The organism is Treponema sp. OMZ 906 (genome assembly GCF_024181185.1).
GTDB lineage: Bacteria > Spirochaetota > Spirochaetia > Treponematales > Treponemataceae > Treponema.
Window position 1 is genome coordinate 486,311 of sequence record NZ_CP051196.1, and the last position, 19,302, is coordinate 505,612.

Below are 19,302 nucleotides of genomic sequence, written 5' to 3' on the forward strand. Positions count from 1 at the left end.
TACCGGATGTTTTTGTCAAGAATACAATTTTAAGGCTTACATTTCTTTATGATATAGTTTAAAAATGTATGTATGTACATTGATGCCCATCTCCATCCCGCAGATTATTTTGATACGTGCGCCTCTGTCGGTGATGCCGAAACTGTAAATACATCGTTTGCGTATCCGGCATCGCTTTGCTGTTCGGCGCATGACCATACCGAATATGAACGGCACCGTCGCCTCTTTGAACGTGATTTGTGCAGCCGCGGCGGTTCTTCTACTACGGGAACAGTCCTACATCAAAGCGTATCTCATTTACCGCTATCTGAGAAACAGCACGTACTCTTCTCCTTCGGCATCCATCCCCAAAATCCCGTAACCGATGAAGCGGAGTTTTTATACCGCCTTTTGGAAAAGAAAGAAATTCAAGCGATTGGAGAATGCGGCTTTGATCTTTTTAATGATGAGTATAAACAACTCTTGCCGATGCAGCAAACAGTATGGGATATGCAGTTACGGTGGGCACAAGAGTTTCAGCTGCCGGTAGTGATTCATTGCCGGAAAGCGCTGCCGCTCATCTTTGATTCAGTACCTCGACTAAAAAAACTGCCGGCGGTTATCTTCCACGGCTGGGGAGGCAGTCCTCAAGAGGCGTCGGCATTTCTCAAAAAAGGCGTCAACGCCTATTTTTCGCTCGGTAAGGCAGTGCTCCGCGGACAGAAATCCGTGTGTGCAATGGCTGCCTCATTCGATAGTACCCGCCTCTTAACGGAAACCGACGCTCCATATATGAGGCTCAAGGCAGAACCCTACTCTCATCCCTACGATATTATTGCCGTTACAAAGCAGTGTGCAAACCTGCGGTACAACAGAACCGATTCGGTAAAACAAACCGGCTCCGATGCGGTAAAACGGGCATACGTTATCAAACAGTATGAATCGTCCATGGCGGCACTTGAAGAAATCAGCATAGATAAAGTTGCTGTAAAAGAATTCAGCGATATGATTGTACGGAATTTTAATTGTGCATTTGGATTATCGGATTGAATGAATAGGGGGGGGGAATAAAAGGCGCCGATCAGAATCGAACTGATGAATGAAGGTTTTGCAGACCTCTCCCTTACCACTTGGGCACGGCGCCGATAATGGTGCTACTATAGCAGAAACCGATATCTTATGCAAGAGGTTCAACAGAGGTTCCTCAGGGCAAACACATCAGTCTGTGTTTAAATAACCCCGCAGAAAAATTGAGGCTATTCGACCAGAACTGCCAAGGATGGCAGTGGTTCCATACAGAAGCGATGTTTTGTGCACGCACAAAACTCGCCTTCAACTGTTGTACACGGATGCACAACAGTTGAAGATGGTTCAAATGGTCTCACAACTTCATTTTTTCTGCGATTTTTTATCTTCTCTGCCTGATGCATTTGCCCTGTTGTCGAAAAAATGTGCGAAAATTCCTTAGGGACATATTGTTTCGTATCGTGAAATTCGATTTTTGATATACAGAACCAGCTCTTTTTATTTTCATTGACAGGTGAAAATTCTGCTCCTATCATAAAATTATAAGGTTTTATAAAAACTTTTTAATCTTTAATAGGAGGCGTTTATGTTAAAAGTACAAACTGCGAGCAGCAATACTCCAGATGCGGCTCTGGCAGGCAAGGAATGCGCACAAAAAATAAAGCATGCGCTACACGATCCGAAGCTTGTGTTTGTATACAGCGGTGTGTCGTATAACCAGCAGGCTTTGTTAAAAGCGATTGGTGAAGAACTTCCGGGTGTACCGTTAATCGGAAATACATCATTTTCCGGTGTCGTTACGCAGGACGGTTTTGTAACCGGCGAAAAAGGCTATGTCGGAATGATGGCGCTGTCCGGTACCGATTTGACGGTCGGAACGGCAGGGATGGCAAAAAGCGGAACTGCCCGCGAAACGGGGCGAAACCTTGCAAAACAGGCTCTCGCTGCCGCCGGTAAACAGGAAGCGCCTGCATATATGTACATGGTCGCTCCTCCGGGCGAAGAAGAATACTATCTAAAAGGTGTTTCCGATGTCGTAGGCAGAGTACCTCTTTTTGGCGGCAGTGCGGCCGATAACACGCTTGCAGGTGAATGGAAACTTTTTACAGACAAAACGATAACCGGTGAAGGTGCGGCTGTTGCCTTTTTCTATACAAAAGCCGGTTTCGCAAACAAATATACCGGCGGCTACAAAGAGACCGGTAAATACGGTGTCATCACCAAAGTAGCAAAAGAACGGACACTTGTGGAAATCAACGGAAAGCCGGCCATTGAGCAGTACCGCGAGTGGACGGGAGCAAGCGCAAAAGACACGGAGGGAGGTAATCTGCTGGTGCGTTCAATCACAAACCCCCTTGGTGTAAAAGATCCCTTAGGTGATTTGATTGCGGTACGCCATCCGATGAACGGCAACGATGACGGTTCAATCGCGGTAGGAAACAATTTGGCAATCGGAACAGCGATCGCGCTCCTCGAAAGCGATACCGATGGTTTAATAAAAGCCGTAAGTACAGCTCTTGCCGACTTAAAGGCAAAGATGAAAGTACCGGTAGCCGGTTTCCACTTGGTTCACTGCGGCGGCAGACGGATCGGTATCGGCGACCGAATAAACGAATTGACAGCGGCAATTAAAAAAGAAGTGGGGGCAATTCCGTTTATCGTTGAATTTACATTCGGCGAATACGGCTACGAAGACGACGGACGCAATACGTGTGGCGGTCTTATGCTGTCCTTTACGGCGTTCGGCGAAAAGTAAGCTAACAAGAGGTATACTATTATGAAGATGATTATCAACGGAAAAAAGACGGACAGCACAAGCGGCCAAACCTTTGACGTAATCGCGCCTGCAACCGGTAAAGTAATTGACAGCGTGCCGCGTGCCAACGAAAAAGATTTGGATTTGGCAATTACGGCTGCAGTGCGTGGGCAAAAAGAATGGGCAAAAGTGCCTGTGTTTAAACGCGCCGAAGTGCTGTATAAATTCCTGAGTTTGGTACAAAATGCGCATGAAGATTTGGCTCGGCTTTTATCGAACGAAAACGGAAAGCCTATAACCGAAGCGCGCGCCGAAATCGGAAATGTTACGATCGGTTTTAGCGGATTTATTGAACGGGCAAAGCATTTTTACGGTACGATTATTCCACAGGGAACGGAAGCTGGGCAGCAGACAACGATGCAGATGGTACTTAGAGAACCGATTGGGGTTGTCGTATGTATCATCCCCTTCAATTTCCCGTGTGATCTATTCGATCAAAAAGTCGCTCCCGCATTGATGATGGGCAACTCTGCGCTTGTACTACCTTCATCGGATAACCCGTTGACACTGATGCGGCTGACCGAGCTGCTTGTTCAAGCAGGTGTACCTGACGGCGCCATTCAATGCGTTACGGCTCCCGGATCCGTCAAAAGCTATGCCGTTTCCGACAAGCGGGTCGGCTTGGTTACGCTGACGGGAAGCACGGAAGTCGGTATCGATTCTGCAATAAAGGCTGCAGCAAATCTTACGCATACGGCCTTGGAGCTTGGTGGGAACGATGCATTTATTGTGCTGGATGATGGCGATGTCGATTTAGCAGTCGAAGAACTCGTATGGGGACGCATGTACAATACTGGGCAGGTATGCTGTGCAAGCAAGCGTTTTATCATTCACAACTCGCTGAAAGAAGAGTTTGCGAAAAAGGCCGTTGCCAGAATAAAACAGCTGAAATGCGGTGACCCTGCCGAAGAAGATACGAAAATTGCCTGTCTTATCAGCGAAAAAGCAGCAATACAGGTTGAAAAGCAAGTGCAAAAAACAGTCGAACAGGGTGGAAAAATTGTACTGGGTGGAAAACGCAATGGTGCTTTTTACGAACCGACCGTCATTGTAGATGTCCCCAAAACTGCTGACGTTGCAAAAGATATGGAAATATTCGGGCCTGTTGTACCGATTATCGGATTCGACACCGACGAGGAAGCAATCGAAATCGCAAATAACTCCATATTCGGTTTGTCGAGCTGCGTATTTTCACGCAACCAAAAACGTGCATTTAAAATTGCAAATGCAATGGAAGCAGGCGAAGCGGTTATCAACGGCGCAAGTTTTTATCGCTCGTTTGAAATGCCCTTTGGCGGTTGGAAGCACAGCGGTATCGGCACGGAAGGCGTTATGTCTACGTTCAATGAAATGACAAAGGTAAAAACAGTTGTATTAAAAAATATTATTGAAGCATAACAAGCTTTAAAAGGCGCTTTCGGGAAAAAATACTCGGGAGCGCTTTTTTTATGCCTGCAAGCAAAATGAGGCGTTTCTACAGCACATAGCCCATATTTTGAGAAATCTCTGCAGCAGTCTGCTTTAAATATTCCGCTATTTCCGGAATGCGTGCATCGGTAAGTATGCTCGTGTTACCGCTTGCGCTTATTGCCGCAATTATATCCCCCCGATAATCATAGACCGGTGCTCCAATACAGCGGTGCCCGATTTCAAATTCTTCGTTATCGATTGCCCACCCTTGTTGCTTAACCGTATCGATTTCTTTTTGTAGCGCTTCAATTGTTGTGATCGTATTGTGGGTAAAGCGGGTAAATTCGGTTTGCCCCATAATAGAGCGAAGCTGTGTATTTGAAAAATTTGCTAAAAGACACTTGCCGAGCGAAGAACAGTATGCAGGCATCCGCAGCCCTATTTGTGAATACAATTTGATATTTGAAAATATATCCATTTTTTCGATATAAACTACTTTATCACCTTCCAAAACTCCCAAATGAGATGTAAGCCCAAACTTTGCCGTAATCTGCGCGATATACGGGCGCACTTCAGTTTGTAATTGTAAACTGTCGATATAATAGCTTGCCGCTTCGATAAGTTTTAATCCGATTTTATAGGTACCGTCTTCGTTCTTTTTTAAATACCCTCGTTTAAGTAGTGTCGAAATAATGCGATATGCCGTACTTTTATGCAGGCCGGTTTTTTCGGCAATTTCCGTCAAGACGGCAGAATTTTTACTTGTCGCTACCGCTTCGATGATATCAAATGCTCGTTCAATAGACTGAACACCGCGCTCATCTGCCATGGCATACCTCCGTTAAATTTTTTAACAACTGTAACACTCTCCTACAGCTTTTGGAGCTGATGCACCGTACTCTTAAAATCCTTAGCGTATTCAGCGGTAAAGGAGAAAGGCTCGCTCGTCCGCGGATGCCTTCCTTCAAGCTGATAGGCATGAAGCGCAAGCCGCCGGATAAGCGGTTGTTCCGTATACACATCACCGCGCCATCGCTGTTTGAGTTCGGAAAGGAGTACCGGCTTACCGCTGCCGTATAGCGAATCGCAGACAATCGGGTAACCGGCGGCTGCAAGGTGCGCCCTAATCTGATGAGTTCTGCCGGTAACGGGGCGAGCCTCAAGCAGAGAGAATTGCCGGAACGTTTCCAGTACCGTAAAATGCGTTATCGCTTCCTTGCCGCGCCGTTTATCGACAACGGTACGGTGCATCGCATCTCCGTCGGCGCGCAGCGGAAGGTCAACAGTAAATTGTTCTTCCTGCACCCGCCCGTGAATCAGCAGCCGGTATGTTTTTTTTATCTCCCTCTCTTGAAATGCGGTATTCAACGCACGGTGCGCTTCCGCATTGAGGGCATAGAGCAAAATACCGGAGGTGTCTTTATCAATCCGGTGTACCGCATAGAGTTTTTGACCCAACGGCGCGATCTGCGGCAGCTGTTTTTGAATGAGCAGGTCGAGCCGCGGAGCTTCACTATCCCAACGGTCGGCAGCGACTAAAAGACCCGCGGCTTTATTCACCGCAATCATATCCTCATCGGCATAAATCAGCGTAAAGGGCGTTTTTTTCATCAAACATTCCTCAATTTTAAAAATCGGATTAATTCCGCGTAGCTTTCGCAATCGGGCAAAATGGAAGGCGTACCGTATTCGGGAGAGATTAATACGTGAGCATCAAGCGCCTGCAAAAAAAATGCAGGGTATTCGGCTTCGGGGATATGAGGGAAGAGGTACCAACCTTTTTGTGTCCACACGCCGGGAATGAGGCGTTCCGCTTCGGCTTTCCGGTTGAGCGCCGCCTGCCGTTTCTTTACTATTGTATGGCTTACCCTTGCGCTGCGTCCTGCCGCCTCAGAATGATGTCCGTCTTCGATTTTAATTTCTTTAATTTGAAGTTCTTCCATCTTACGCTTTAAATCGAAAAATGCCCGCGCAAGGCTGTACGCAAGCGGCGGGAACAGCACATCGGAAGGAGGCAAGGATTCTTCAAACCGGCTGCCGGCAGCGATAATGCCGCACGGTACCGGATAGGCGGGCGTTACCAACATGATACCATCGGCTATCGGCTCTTGCGGATCGGAAGCGGAATCAAGGTCTAAAAACGGCCGCCATACCGGCAGCGGCTGTCTCGTACCGTTTTGACCGGCCGGCATCGCAGAAGCGGCTATCCGTTCCGCCTTACCCTGCGTTTCATACCAGCGGATAACGGGATAATCCGGCAGCAGGGCTTCCAACGCACGCCGTAGTTGAACATCGGCCTTGGTCGGCAAAAAGCCGGTGAGTCCCTTATCCAAAAATTGCTTACAAACCAGATTTGCCTGTCCCGTTCTTCTGCCTAAAATTGCTTTTCCGCCGTCAAGCCACAGGTCAAGCAGCCGGACATTCTTTTCCGTGTATAAATAGTAACCGCGGGCGCGCCGGATATTTCCGTACCGCTTGCGGATTTCAGTATAGATATCGATCATTGGAAAGCTATCATCGCATAACGGCAAAAAAACTACAAGGTATATGCCTACAAAATAGGGATATGTCAGGGGTACCATTCATTATCTCAGGATAAACGCATTAGGCCGCTTTTTTTAATACTCCCGTGGAAAAATTGAAACCATTCGACCAGAGTTGAACCTCTTCGCGGTTCAAATGGTCTCACAGTCTCAATTTTTCCGCGGTTTTTATCTACTCTACCTGATGCGTTTACCCTGTCATTATCTAATCGTTTCCAAATAAGCAAGCGTTTCTTCGGCTGTTTTTTTCCAACTGTATTGCTCTACCCATTTTATTCCGGCATCGATTAATTTCTGACGCCGTTCTTTATTTGCGCCGGTAGTATCGTTGATAAGATCGCCGATGAGTGTAGCTATCTCTTCCGGTTTATCGGGTTCAAAATAGCACGTACAGTCGCCTGCGATTTCGGGCAATGCACCTGCACGGACACAGGCTGTCGGAATACCGCAAGCCATTGCTTCAATTACCGGCAAACCAACCCCTTCGACGGGAGAAGGGAATACACATAGGTCGGCAGCAGAATAAAGCAGCGGGAGATTTTCATGTGGGAAATATCCGGTGAGCAGAATATCCGATGCAAAGGGTGACCGAAGGACAGCCTGATGCACCTGTTCTGCCTGTTCGCCATCCGCACCGGCAATTACCAGCCGATGTGGAGCCTTCGTTTTTTGCTTAAAGATAGAAAAAGCATTAATCAGCTCAATATGTCGTTTTTCCGGATGAATAATCCGCGATGCGTAAATGATATACGGGCGCCGAATCGCAAAGGGCTTAATCATCAGTGCCTCTTGTGCTTGCAGGTTATGCGGATGAAACAGATCGGTATCAATTCCATTGTGAATAACCTGTATTTTATCTTCTGAAACACCGTTTTTAAGCAGATTATTCTTGATATAGTTACTCGGGCTGATGATTCCTTTGGCAGACTTAAGCGTTAATTTGGAAACAAATGACGATATGTTTTTTAAGTATCCTTGAGCATTATCCGTAAGGATATTTTGCATAACGAGGACTGCGGGAACTTCAAAACGCATGGGCAATAGTTTTGTTCCCGATGGAAATAAAACAATGTCATATTGCTGCTTACGGGCAAAGGTATTAAAAGAAAGGCGATGCCATGTTTGTTCCGCGAAGGCGGAATCCCCTACGGAAACACAGGTGTACCTGACACCTTCAACGCCCGATGTATAGGTATATTTATCCAACTCGTGTCCGAAAAGCTGAATGCTGTGTTCGGTTTTTGGCAAGTTATGTACTAATGAAAGAATGTAAGCTCCGATTCCCGACCTGCCGTGATCGCATCCGAACGTATCAATCCCTATTTTCAAAATAAGCCTCTTTGCTTGTACGATTTAAGTATTTTGATGATTGTAGCATTTACCGTAACAATATGCTATCCTTGCAACATGACTGAGTTTTCAGATTTGCCATTGTACCAACCTTTTGTTAAAACGCTTGTTGCCGGTGGGATTACAGAACCAACCCCTGTTCAAGAAAAAGTGATGCCACTTGCCTTAGAAGGAAAAAGCGTTTTTTTTGAATCCGAAACCGGTACGGGTAAAACCTTTGCTTTTTTATTACCGCTCTTAACAAGACTGATGCAGGATGAGCAAAAGTCAACTGCTCCGCGTATTCTTATTTTAAGCCCTACGGTAGAGCTTGCCTCTCAAATTAAAGAAGCGGCGGCTCAACTGCAAGGAACTGATACGAAATGTTTTAAGACACTGCTCTGTGTCGGCGGCAGTTCGTTAAAACGGCAAATAGACGGCTTAAAAGAAAAGCCTGCCGTAATTATCGGAACACCGGCGCGCATTTCCGATTTAATCGGGCTAAAGAAACTCAAGCTGCAAGAAATAAAGGCTGTAGTAATTGATGAAGCCGATCGCCAGCTTGCACGGGAAAGTAGAGACGCGCTGCAAGCCGTCCTCGTGGCACTCCCGCAGGATGTGCAGGTACTTGCTTGTTCGGCAACATTTAATGGAAGAAATATTGAGCTGCTTAACAGCTTTTTGCGGCATTCTGCAACTGCCGCAGCGCCGGAATATGTTTCGATTGCTCATACGGGAGTGCTTCAAAAGTCCATCGAACATTGGGCGCTTTTTAGCGATCGCCGGAGCAAAGCCGATACCTTGCGCGCACTGATCCATGCCTTGGGCAGTACAACATTGGACGACAGAAAAAAAATCCTTATTTTTACTGCGCCTGCACAGGAAGTTGAAACCCTCGCGCAAAAGCTGCAATATAAAAAGATCGCTGCCGTGCCGTTATATGGTAAACTCGAAGGTTCCGAACGAAAACAAATTATCGCACGGTTTAGGTCGGGTAAAACGAGGATATTAATTACCAGCGATCTGTCCGCCCGCGGACTCGATATTGCCGATATTGACTACATCGTGCAGATGCAGCTTTCCAAAGATACCGATGTTTTTGTGCACCGTGCGGGGCGTACTGGAAGGGCAGGGAAGAAAGGCATCAATATCGTTATTGGGGATGAATACGAACTGCGCATTTTGCGAGGTATCGAAAAAAAGTTAGGCATAACGGTATATCCCAAAATCCTCACTAACGGAAAGATCGAGTCTGCTGCAGAAAATGCATAGATATGGAATTGGCTATTCCAGTATATTGCCTTCCGTAAGCCTTTTGAAAATAGCCTGTTGCACAGTTGTACGTCCGTGCACAACTGTACAACGACGAGATTTGTGCATAGCCAAAATCTCGCTACTGGTTATCACACCGGACATCCATGGACGTATTGATACGTTGAGGATTTTCAGTAGCGGCACGGATGCCGCTCGTATTAACCAGCAGCGATGTTTCGCTTGTGCGAAACTCGCCATTAAAAGTGTACACGGATGTACACTTTTAATGATAGATGTGCCGTTTATTTGTAAAAGGAAGGTTGACAGCGCGGAATTAACAAATATACTAAACTATTATAAACTGCATGGGAATATCTAATGCAACCGGCGTTAGAGACATTTGCAAGTTTTTTCTTTATTTATTATTGGAGAGCAATTATGGCTATTGTTATTCGAGGATTGGGTAAAGCCCTCCCCTTAAAAGAGATGAAAAATACGGATTTTCCACCGGAGCTCGGCACATCGGATGAATGGATCCGAAGCCACACCGGTATCGGTTCACGCCGGATCGCAGGCTCGGAGGACACAAGTGCATCGCTGGCGTACCAGGCTTGCCGGGATGCGCTTAAAAACAGTAAGACTTCCGAGCCTGTAACGGCGGACAAAATCGACCTTATTATTTGCGGTACTGCAACACCCGATTTCCCGGGTTCCCCGTCAAATGCCTGCCTTATTCAAAATAAATTGCAAGCAGTGCATTCGGTTTGCTTTGACCTAACGGCGGGGTGTTCCGGCTTTATCTACGCGCTGGACACGGCAGCAAGTATGATGGAAAGGCACCATTGGCGGTTTGCACTTGTGTGCGGGGCGGAGGTTCTCAGCCGGATTATGGACTGGACTGATCGTTCTACGTGCGTCTTATTCGGTGATGGAGCTGGCGCGGCGCTGCTCGAAAATACGTTTGAACCGTCAGGGCTTGGGCTTGGAGCTACCATACTCGGTGCCGACGGTACCGGAGCTGATAAGCTCTATATTGCACCCGACCGCCGCGTGCATATGAATGGACGAGCGGTATACGAGTTTGCAGTCAGTCATATCACTGAAACGGTAAAAACGCTCCTTGCAAAGGAGCACTTGAAAGCTGACGACCTTGATTTAATCGTATGCCATCAAGCAAACGAGCGGATATTGGAGGCCGCTGCAAAGCGGCTTAAAATCGACTTTGGAAAATTCGTCTGCAATCTTGAAAATTACGGGAACACTTCGGCAGCTTCCATCCCTATCACCCTTAACGAGCTTACGGAACAGGGAAAATTGCATGAAGGTATGACCATACTGATTACCGGCTTCGGCGCAGGCTTGACATGGGGCGGTGCCATCATCCGATTCTAATGTAAGAGTATCTCTAAAAAACTGAGGTTTTTAGAAGATATCCCCTTATAGATCTAATATTTATTTATGGAAGAAAAGTAATGAAGTACGTTTTTTTGTTTTCGGGACAAGGTTCCCAATTCAAGGGCATGGCAGAAGATATCTGTAAGAAATACCCGTCAGCCCGCACCGTCATCGATGAGATGAGCAAGGCTTCGGGAGAAGATATCGCTGCTTTCTTATGGAATATGGAACCGGTGGAACTTGCACGGAGTGACCGAAGTCAACTTGCCATCACTGCAATGCAGGTCGCAATTACCGCAGTTTTACGTGAACACAGTATTACGCCGGTTGCCGCCGCAGGGTTCAGCCTAGGTGAATTTTCAGCGTTGTATGCTGCAAATGTCTTAGACCTTGTAACGATGACAAAACTGGTAACTTTGCGCGGAAAAATCATGCAGAAATACTGTGAAAAACTCGATGAGCAGAGTAAAGCGTCCGGCAGCGGATGCGGTATGGCGGCGGTACTCAAACTTGATCCTGAGCGGATTGTCGAAATTTTGAAACCGTATTCCGATCCTGCGACGGGGATTGTTTTTGCGGCAAATTTGAATAGTCCGATGCAAACCGTTGTATCGGGAACAGCCGAAGGGCTTGATGCCGCGGAAAAACTCTGCAAGGAAGCGGGAGCAAAACGCTTTATCCGGCTTGCGGTTGCAGGGCCGTTCCATTCGCCGCTGATGCGCGGTGCTGCCGAAGAATTTTCTGCGGTGCTGCAGGATGTTCCGTTCAATGATCCCGTTATTCCGATTTTTTCAAATGTTACCGGAAAGCGGCTTTTAACCGGCGAAGAAGCGAAAAAAAACGCCGTACTGCACCTAACGCATCCCGTGCGCTGGCTTGAGGAAGAGCGGGAAATCGCTGCGCTGGCAAATGCGGCTACGCTGTTGGAAATAGGGCCGGGTATGACGCTCTGCAATCTGTGGCGGGACAGCGGCTGCGCAGGAAACTGCCACCCCACCGGTACCGCTGAACAATTATCGGCTGTGATAGACGGCAGCCGTTCATAAGAGGTTTATATGTTATTACAAGGGAAAAAAGCATTAGTAACCGGTTCTTCACGCGGAATCGGAAAAGAGATAGTCCGCAGGTTTCTGGAAGAAGGAGCTGAGGTGTGGGGGCTCTGCACAAAGCCCTCACAAGGAAAGGCGGAAATGGAAGCCTTCGCCGCACAGCACAATAGCGTATTCCACGAGATATACGCCGACTGCGGAAATGCCGAAGAACTGACCACTACGGTAAAAGAGGCACTCAAGCAATCCGGTGGATTTCAGATTTTGGTCAACAACGCGGGAATTACTCGGGACGGGCTATCTTTCCGTATGCCGCAGGAGGACTGGGACGCTGTACTGCGCGTTAATTTAACCGGAGCTTTTTTAACATCGCAAATTGTCTCTTCCGATATGTTGCGAAAGCGGGAAGGCTCCATTATCAATATGGCCAGTATCGTCGGTCTGCACGGACAAGGCGGGCAGGTTAACTATGCGGCAAGTAAAGCGGGCTTAATCGGTATGACCAAAAGCCTTGCAAAGGAGATCGGCAGCAGAGGGGTACGGGTTAATGCGATTGCGCCCGGCTATATTGAAACGGATATGACATCATCATTACCGGAAGATATGCGGAAGAATTGGATAGAAACCGCTATTCCCTTAAAGCGCGGAGGAACGCCGCTTGATGTTGCAAATGCGGCTGTCTTTTTAGCATCCGATTTATCCGTGTATATTACCGCACAGGTACTCGGCGTAGACGGCGGTATGGGCGCCTAATTGAAGGAGAAAAAAATGAGAAGAGTTGTAATTACCGGTCTTGGTGCCGTTTCCGCTTTGGGAAATACGGTTGCGGAAACATGGGAAGGAATAAAAGCAGGTCGCTGCGGAATCGAGAAGATTACCGTCAACTATGACCCCGGAGATGATAGGGTAAGAATTGCGGCTGAATGTAAAGAGTTTGATCCTACCGCATTTATGGATAAAAAGGATGCCCGTAAAATGGCGCGCTTTTCGCAGTTTGCAGTGGCGGCAGCGGTACAGGCAGTAGCGGATGCAGGACTCTCAAACGAAACGATAGAGGGCGACCGTACCGGCGTGATGATTGGAAACGGCATCGGCGGTTTTGAAATCCATGAAAGCTCGTTCAAAAAATACTTTGAAGCGGGGCACTCGCGGATACCGCCTCTCGCTATTCCGCTGCTCATTCCGAACGAGGCAGCAGGCAACGTCAGTATGCATTTCGGACTGCACGGCGTTTCGTGGACAATTACGACCGCCTGTGCTTCCAGTACCGACGCTTTGGGCAATGCGCTTGATTTAATCCGTTCGGGTAGAATGGATATGTGTCTTGCAGGAGGAACTGAGGCCGCAATTACAGGGTTCGGTATCAATGCATTCAGCGTACTGCAAACGCTCGCGTCGGACTATAACGATGAACCGCACAAAGCCTGCTGCCCCTTTGATAAAAAGCGCTCGGGTTTTGTGATGGGGGAAGGCGCAGGAATCCTCATTCTTGAAGAATACGAACATGCAAAAAAGCGTGGGGCAAAGATATATGCGGAGCTTGCAGGCTACGGCGGCTCCTCCGATGCATATCACCTGACCAGCCCCGACCCTTCCGGTATCAGTGGTGCTTTGGCGATGACGAAGGCCTTGGAAGACGCGGGGGTAAAACCGGAAGATGTGCAGTACTACAATGCGCACGGAACATCAACCCCGATTAATGACCCCTCCGAAACCGCGATGATTAAAAAAGCTTTTGGGCAACATGCATATAACCTGAAAATCTCTTCAACAAAGTCGATGATTGGTCACTGCTTAGGAGCTGCCGGCGCGTTGGAAGCAATTATCTGCGTAAAAGCAATTGAAGAAGGTTTTTGTCCCCCCACCGTGAACTTAACGGAACCTGATTTAGAGGCAGGGTGCGATCTGAATTACCTGCCGCAAAAAGGCATCTCCTGCACGGTCGATTGCGCCGCATCCGGTTCGCTCGGTTTCGGCGGCCACAACGGCGTGTTAGTGTTCAAAAAAGTAAAGTAGGAAAAATTGGGCAACCGCATTAGGAATATTTCAAGCGGGTGCTTTCCTTTTGAGATGCGCGAAATTTTAGATAAAATTTCGCGCTATTTATTTAGACGAAGGGTAAACGCATCAGACAAATGGGTAAGAATCGCAGAATAATGGAGATTGTTCTGCGGGATATCCATAAGAATGTCTGATGCGTTTACCCTAAAGGAGAAAACGATGACAAAAGATATTGAAGCCTTGCTTCCGCACCGGAAGCCGTTTTTGTTTGTCGATGAAATTATCCGTGCCGATGATGAAGGCAGCGAAAGCCGGTATACCTTTAAGCCGGAGGAGTTCTTTTTTAAAGGACATTTCCCCGAATATCCGGTAGTGCCCGGTGTCGTATTGGTTGAAACAATGGCTCAAGCGGGCGGCGCAGCACTGAGTTCTATGGGCAAGTTTGAAACAGGTGCGCTGTTCTTTTTGGCGACTATCGATAAGGTAAAACTTCGCGCACAGGTACGCCCGGGAGATACGGTACGCATCGAGGTAAAAAACCTGCGTGTTTCATCCCAAATGATTAAACAATCCGGTAAAATCTATAACGGTGATGCTGTCGCTGCGGAAGCGGAGTGGATGTGTCTGGTGGGAAAGGCCTAGTTACCTTTTGAAAATATACGGCACACCTACTCTGACAGGATGTCCGCGGGTATAAGCAGTAGCAGGGACTGTCCAAAAGCTGAAAGGCTATCGATTTTTTCTGTAAAGAAATGATTGCGAACCTCTAAAAACTGCAAGCCTATCGGCTTGTTCTGTAAGGAATAATCATCGTATCCGCTAACGCGGACTGCGAATCAGTTTTTGGCGGTTCCCTCGTTGCTGAACAGCGTATATTCTTATATGCTGTTCAGCAAGCTGTTTTCAAAAGGCTCACGGAAGTGAGTAAAATACATTATCAGTTATCTATTCAAAAAGTCGATGATACGCTGCGCTACCAGTTCACGCTCGACATCGTCGGTAACAATATGACTGCTTTCTTCCAAGATGACATACTCATTCGGCACCTTGAGCAGCCGGTCGATAAGTTCTTTTTCCTTAAACGGTACCGACTGATCCGATTTTGATAAAACCGTTATCACCTTTGATCGGATATTCGGAAGCTGCTGAATAGCCATCTTCTGCAGTTTGTACAAGTCCGCGGCCTTTCCGACGTAATCATAGTTGCAATAGTCTTTGACGCAATCATAATATTCGGGTTCTTTATAAAATGTTTTCCCTTCCGTCGGAATGGTCTGTATAAAATATTTTAAGTACGGTGTCAGTTTGATCCGTGAATCGGCGGCCATAAATGCGGGCGCACAAAGGAAGATTTTTTCAGGCTGAAATTTTGCCGCAAGGAGCGCAGTCAGCACGCCTCCCATCGAAAGACCGCCGACATATACCGTCTGATATGCTTCGGATAAATCGAGGTATTCATCATACACGCGCCGCAGCCAATCCTTCCACGAAGTTGCGATAAAGTCCTCTTTGTTTGTCCCATGCCCCGGCAGGCGCGGGATCGATACGGTGTATCCCGCCTTATGCAGCTGCGTGCCGAGCCACAGCATTTCCCGCGGAGAACCCGTATACCCGTGTATCAACAAAATGGCTTTATCTCCACCCTGAAAAAAATGAGGTTTGGTGAACCGATTTATTTTTGCCGGATTATTATCATAAAACATCTGAAGCTCCTATCATTTTGCATATAAACAATACCCCCTTATCTGCCTTTTGTAAATATACAGTACATCCTTGGAAATAGGAGATGCCGAGTGAAATTCGTATTTTTATACCCACTCTTAAAATCTTGAAGAAACGCACAAATACTGCTGAATCAATCTTGAAGAAACGCGTCATCCGCCATCGGTAAAAGAAATAATACAAAATCAAAAGAGCTGCTCTATGAGCTCCTTCCTGGTTTCAATAAATGGAAAAAACTCGAGTATAGCATTTTTATTCAAACTTTACCGGCAGAAAAATTTGCTTGATCTCTTATCGTATTCTTACTTATCTTTCTCAGCCGTTTTAACTCTTTTTTTATTTCTTTCGCATAAGGATGGTTGTTGTCTCTAATATTTAAAATTCTCAAATATTCTTGTAATAACGCCTTTTCAATACCGGTCAATTCATTTTTTGCATTAGCAGATTTTATCGGCTGCTCATTAAAAAAATATTCGACTTCCAATTTATCAATAAAATCATCTGTCGTTTTCTTGTCATACTGATTATGTGCAACTATACTGGCTATGCTTTGTCTAAGGGTAGATAATGTTCCATATTTTACGCGGGTCTCCGTATGTGTATCGTTAATATGCCAATTCAATCGGTCTCTAATAGATTCTTTTACGGCAATACCGATATAGATACAAAACTTATCCGACTGCGTTTCAATTGAGGATTTTATATCATCAAACTTAACGTTCAATTCATTTAAAATCACATCTAACTCAGCTCGATTTGCCCACCATTTATAATATCCCGGTGCTTTTTTTATCTTTTGTAAATTTTCTTTATCTCTTAATTCTATCGCTTTTACTATCATAGACCTCCCCGTTTCGATATTCGGTCGGTTTATTTAAGTCAATACAATTACTGTTTTTATAGGCAAAAACGATGCAATGTAAATGAGGTATTAAATGCTCATAGTATGATTTGCCGCCAAAAATATAAAATATATCATTTTTTAAATCATACTTTGACTTTAATGTATTCAATACATTTTCCGCCCATTTCTTTTTATATTCTACCGATTGTTTTCCTAAATACAAATTATAATATGAAATACGTTCGTCTTTATCTAATAATCCGTATTTCCCTGATAGGATATACCATTCTTCGCAGTTATATTTTTTTAATCCTTCTTCTTTTGATTTTATAAAAGTATTACCTTTGTATATATCTTTAGCCCAATATTTCTCAGCAGGATTATTTTGTCCTAGTTTACGGCTGCTGCAAGCAATTAACCCTATTATTTTACTCATAATTCAATTTCCTCCTGACATCAAAAATCATCTCTAAATAGTATTCCGTATACTTTTTGAGATTCCCATCTTTGTCATAGTCATACTATTTACTCATTGTATCCACTCCAATGGAACAACTTTATTATATTCTTTTACTGTAGGGTATATATCTTTATACCACGCATTACGTGCATAATAATTATTTGTATTTTGAGGTTCTATATATAACCACCCGTCATCGGTATGAACTCTAATAAACACGTGTCCATTATCCCCTATATGCTTGTTGTAAACAATTTGGGCAGTTGAATAATAATCACAAAATAACAAGCAATAATCTTGACAGTTTATCTCACCATCTCTATTAACATCTCGTATATTATCGTGAATCTTATAAAGCACACGTTGCACCTCACGTTCCACATTCTTTAACGACGTATTTGATTTACCTTTTTTAACAGGTTGAGCCTGCTTATTATAGGTACTCGCCGGTGCACTATAAGGATATCGAGTAGTATCAATGTTGTTCTTAACTGCTAAAATAATGATAAGTAAACCGGCACACAGTGCAAGAAATTTTAAAAAAGCTTCACCTCTAGAAGGTTCACTATGTCCCCCAGCAGAGGGCTTACTATGGTATCCAATACGCTCTTGATTTTTAATATAAAAGGCTGTGCGGAGCATCTTTGCTCTATTAAATTCAACAAATTGAGCTGGATTGAATTGACAGTTTGTACAATAAGAACGCCCAAAATCTCTTGCACAGCTTGCACATCGTCTAGCAATTGTTTTGATGTATTCGTCATCGATATGGTCTTCGCCTTCATAAAAATACGCTTGTCGGATCATACTTCACTCTCCAATAAATGAGCTTTCCGAATAATATTCGATCATCATAAATTGTAAATATCTTGTATTACGGCTTTCGCACATTTGCATCCGTTTTTAAAGCCGAAAAGCTTAAATGTTTTCCACACAAATATTGCACCATAGTATATGAGTTTAAGACGGTTCCACACTCTTCTGCAAATGTATGATAATGCGAATATTGCAGTATGGTATATACGTCTAAGGCGTTTCCGCACTCTTCGACAAACGTATGATAGTCTCGGGGCGACAAATGGATAGAAAAGGGCGAGGCATAGTATGAACCCTAGTTTTTTCATCAAATACTCCTGTATGTATTCATAGCATTTTTTGCTCTTTATACTCTTCCTGTTTTTAGGCCGGTCAGTCTACCCCGTTTGAAATGTACAATAAAATTATCAAACAGATTCATTGATTTTTTTATCGCTTCTTGTATACTTCCCATATATAAGAATTGCCATTTGTTTTTTTATATGCGTAATATTCTTCTTTCTCTTTTTCAGGTGCCGTAAATTTATACCATTTATTACCTTCCGCATGTGCTCTATCTGCATATCTGTATATTGCAGAGGCTTCTTTAGAAAGGTTGCTTAATTTTTCCAGTTGATTTAATGAAGGGACTTTATCTACTGCCGTCATCTCCCAATTTACCGACGTGTCTTCTTTGCCAAAAAAGAGACCGTTAAAATCTGTTACACACCCCGAAAATAAAAATACTGTTCCTATAGAAACCAGTATTACACCAATCATTGAAAATAATTCCTTCCGTTTCATTACGATACCCGTCCTTTTGCAATGCTTTTTCACTGCCATTTATAGTTTTTGCGGACTGAAAAGTTATACGGAGCAATATCATAATTATCTATTTTGATAACGAGGCGCTCCAGCATTTTTCCCATCCACACCTAAAGCCGTCTCCCTTAAAATTTGAAGAGAGTTTATTACACTGGCTTTCTTCCATAATACCCCCCCCCCCCCCCCCCCAAAAAAAAAAGTCAAGAGCGTTTTGTCAAAGGTCCAACTTGACAGATACTAACCACCAATGATAGCATTTCCCTATGATAGTTGATTGGCTGGATAAAATAGTTTGGAAGCTTTAAAACATGACAGAAAAGGTCAGTACAGTATTAGAATAAACAGTCAGTGGCGTATTTGCTTTGAATGGAACAATGGACGAGTTGTTATAGTAGATATCGTTGATTATCATTAGGAGGCATATTGATGGATGTTATACTAAAACCGGTACATGTAGGCGATATACTGTATGACGAGTTTATGCAGCCGTATCATATAACAGCATATAGACTTGCGCAAATGACAGGGCTTTCGCAAACACAAATAGGACGGATCATAAAAGGAAAAAGAGGTATTACAGTCGATACCGCATTGCGCTTCGCGCAGGTTTTTAGCACAAGTCCTGAATTTTGGCTGAATATTCAAAATAGGTATGAAATTGATAGTATGAAAGCAGAAACAAAAGAAACTATTAAACAAATACAACCGATTAAGGATATTCCTTTAAATGCAGCAACTGAACAAAGTATAAACTTTGGAAGGTGCTGCATTGGTGCGCGGAACGCGCATACGTTAATGAGCGATGTTTGCCGATAGGCAAACTCGCAATGTTTTTCAGCCACGCTATCTTAGTG

General features: G+C 44.9%; 20 protein-coding genes and 1 tRNA gene. 11 read left to right on the top strand and 10 right to left on the bottom strand.

The window, feature by feature from the left end; translation table 11 throughout:
• Nucleotides 1-72 precede the first annotated feature (72 nt).
• Complete coding sequence (locus tag E4N69_RS02035; RefSeq protein WP_253824332.1) at nt 73-1,029, top strand: TatD family hydrolase; 957 nt, start codon at nt 73-75, stop codon at nt 1,027-1,029.
• Nucleotides 1,030-1,051: 22 nt separating this feature from the next.
• Here E4N69_RS02035 and E4N69_RS02040 read toward each other — a convergent pair.
• Nucleotides 1,052-1,123 (bottom strand) — tRNA-Cys (locus tag E4N69_RS02040).
• 468 nt (nt 1,124-1,591) lie between these two features.
• On the opposite strand from E4N69_RS02040, the gene E4N69_RS02045 reads away from it, so the two are divergent.
• A complete protein-coding gene (locus E4N69_RS02045) occupies nt 1,592-2,761 on the top strand; it encodes an FIST signal transduction protein (protein WP_162662280.1) in 1,170 nt (389 codons plus the stop codon).
• A 21-nt stretch (nt 2,762-2,782) separates the two neighbouring features.
• Complete coding sequence (locus E4N69_RS02050) at nt 2,783-4,219, top strand: aldehyde dehydrogenase family protein (protein ID WP_253824333.1); 1,437 nt, start codon at nt 2,783-2,785, stop codon at nt 4,217-4,219.
• A gap of 76 nt (nt 4,220-4,295) precedes the next feature.
• Here the strand turns inward: E4N69_RS02050 and E4N69_RS02055 are convergent, their stop codons facing one another.
• From E4N69_RS02055 to E4N69_RS02070, 4 genes are all read right to left on the bottom strand, one after another.
• Entirely contained in the window at nt 4,296-5,060 is a 765-nt protein-coding gene (locus E4N69_RS02055) for an IclR family transcriptional regulator (protein WP_253813098.1), read from the bottom strand.
• 41 nt (nt 5,061-5,101) lie between these two features.
• On the bottom strand, nt 5,102-5,842 hold the full coding sequence (locus E4N69_RS02060) for an RluA family pseudouridine synthase (RefSeq protein ID WP_253824334.1): 741 nt from the start codon (nt 5,840-5,842) through the stop codon (nt 5,102-5,104).
• Complete coding sequence (locus tag E4N69_RS02065; protein WP_253824335.1) at nt 5,842-6,735, bottom strand: hypothetical protein; 894 nt, start codon at nt 6,733-6,735, stop codon at nt 5,842-5,844. The genes E4N69_RS02060 and E4N69_RS02065 overlap by 1 nt, the downstream gene beginning before the upstream one ends.
• Nucleotides 6,736-6,975: 240 nt before the next feature.
• Nucleotides 6,976-8,103, bottom strand: a complete 1,128-nt coding sequence (locus tag E4N69_RS02070; RefSeq protein ID WP_162662290.1) for a glycosyltransferase family 4 protein — start codon at nt 8,101-8,103, stop codon at nt 6,976-6,978.
• Between the two features lie 78 nt (nt 8,104-8,181).
• Here E4N69_RS02070 and E4N69_RS02075 point away from each other — a divergent pair, with 78 nt between their 5' ends.
• The 6 genes from E4N69_RS02075 to fabZ all read left to right on the top strand — a co-directional run bounded on the left by E4N69_RS02075 (nt 8,182) and on the right by fabZ (nt 14,444).
• Complete coding sequence (locus tag E4N69_RS02075; RefSeq protein WP_253824336.1) at nt 8,182-9,375, top strand: DEAD/DEAH box helicase; 1,194 nt, start codon at nt 8,182-8,184, stop codon at nt 9,373-9,375.
• Nucleotides 9,376-9,795: 420 nt separating this feature from the next.
• The gene (locus E4N69_RS02080; RefSeq protein WP_253715002.1) at nt 9,796-10,749 is read left to right on the top strand and encodes a beta-ketoacyl-ACP synthase III; all 954 of its coding nucleotides are present in this window, start codon (nt 9,796-9,798) and stop codon (nt 10,747-10,749) included.
• 80 nt (nt 10,750-10,829) lie between these two features.
• Nucleotides 10,830-11,798 carry an ACP S-malonyltransferase gene (locus E4N69_RS02085; protein ID WP_253824337.1) on the top strand — a complete coding sequence of 323 codons (969 nt, stop codon included), beginning with the start codon at nt 10,830-10,832 and terminating at the stop codon, nt 11,796-11,798.
• 9 nt (nt 11,799-11,807) lie between these two features.
• On the top strand, nt 11,808-12,554 hold the full coding sequence (gene fabG / locus E4N69_RS02090) for a 3-oxoacyl-ACP reductase FabG (protein WP_253824338.1): 747 nt from the start codon (nt 11,808-11,810) through the stop codon (nt 12,552-12,554).
• A 15-nt stretch (nt 12,555-12,569) separates the two neighbouring features.
• Nucleotides 12,570-13,817, top strand: a complete 1,248-nt coding sequence (gene fabF / locus E4N69_RS02095) for a beta-ketoacyl-ACP synthase II (RefSeq protein WP_162662300.1) — start codon at nt 12,570-12,572, stop codon at nt 13,815-13,817.
• Nucleotides 13,818-14,021: 204 nt separating this feature from the next.
• Nucleotides 14,022-14,444 carry a 3-hydroxyacyl-ACP dehydratase FabZ gene (gene fabZ, locus E4N69_RS02100; protein ID WP_016522437.1) on the top strand — a complete coding sequence of 141 codons (423 nt, stop codon included), beginning with the start codon at nt 14,022-14,024 and terminating at the stop codon, nt 14,442-14,444.
• Nucleotides 14,445-14,743: 299 nt separating this feature from the next.
• Here fabZ and E4N69_RS02105 read toward each other — a convergent pair whose 3' ends face one another.
• The 5 genes from E4N69_RS02105 to E4N69_RS02125 all read right to left on the bottom strand — a co-directional run bounded on the left by E4N69_RS02105 (nt 14,744) and on the right by E4N69_RS02125 (nt 18,427).
• On the bottom strand, nt 14,744-15,505 hold the full coding sequence (locus E4N69_RS02105; protein ID WP_253824339.1) for an alpha/beta hydrolase: 762 nt from the start codon (nt 15,503-15,505) through the stop codon (nt 14,744-14,746).
• Nucleotides 15,506-15,780: 275 nt separating this feature from the next.
• Nucleotides 15,781-16,365: a GIY-YIG nuclease family protein gene (locus E4N69_RS02110; RefSeq protein WP_253824340.1), complete on the bottom strand. Its 585-nt coding sequence runs from the start codon at nt 16,363-16,365 to the stop codon at nt 15,781-15,783.
• Complete coding sequence (locus tag E4N69_RS02115) at nt 16,334-16,804, bottom strand: DUF6884 domain-containing protein (protein ID WP_253715005.1); 471 nt, start codon at nt 16,802-16,804, stop codon at nt 16,334-16,336. Before E4N69_RS02115 ends, E4N69_RS02110 begins: the two co-directional genes overlap by 32 nt.
• 93 nt (nt 16,805-16,897) lie before the next feature.
• On the bottom strand, nt 16,898-17,635 hold the full coding sequence (locus tag E4N69_RS02120) for a hypothetical protein (protein WP_162662308.1): 738 nt from the start codon (nt 17,633-17,635) through the stop codon (nt 16,898-16,900).
• A gap of 438 nt (nt 17,636-18,073) precedes the next feature.
• The gene (locus tag E4N69_RS02125) at nt 18,074-18,427 is read right to left on the bottom strand and encodes a glycosyltransferase (RefSeq protein ID WP_162664712.1); all 354 of its coding nucleotides are present in this window, start codon (nt 18,425-18,427) and stop codon (nt 18,074-18,076) included.
• A gap of 313 nt (nt 18,428-18,740) precedes the next feature.
• Here E4N69_RS02125 and E4N69_RS02130 point away from each other — a divergent pair, with 313 nt between their 5' ends.
• Together E4N69_RS02130 and E4N69_RS02135 are read left to right on the top strand one after the other, a co-directional pair.
• Complete coding sequence (locus tag E4N69_RS02130; RefSeq protein ID WP_203232436.1) at nt 18,741-18,863, top strand: type II toxin-antitoxin system RelE/ParE family toxin; 123 nt, start codon at nt 18,741-18,743, stop codon at nt 18,861-18,863.
• Between the two features lie 11 nt (nt 18,864-18,874).
• Complete coding sequence (locus tag E4N69_RS02135; RefSeq protein WP_253824341.1) at nt 18,875-19,264, top strand: HigA family addiction module antitoxin; 390 nt, start codon at nt 18,875-18,877, stop codon at nt 19,262-19,264.
• Nucleotides 19,265-19,302 lie beyond the last annotated feature (38 nt).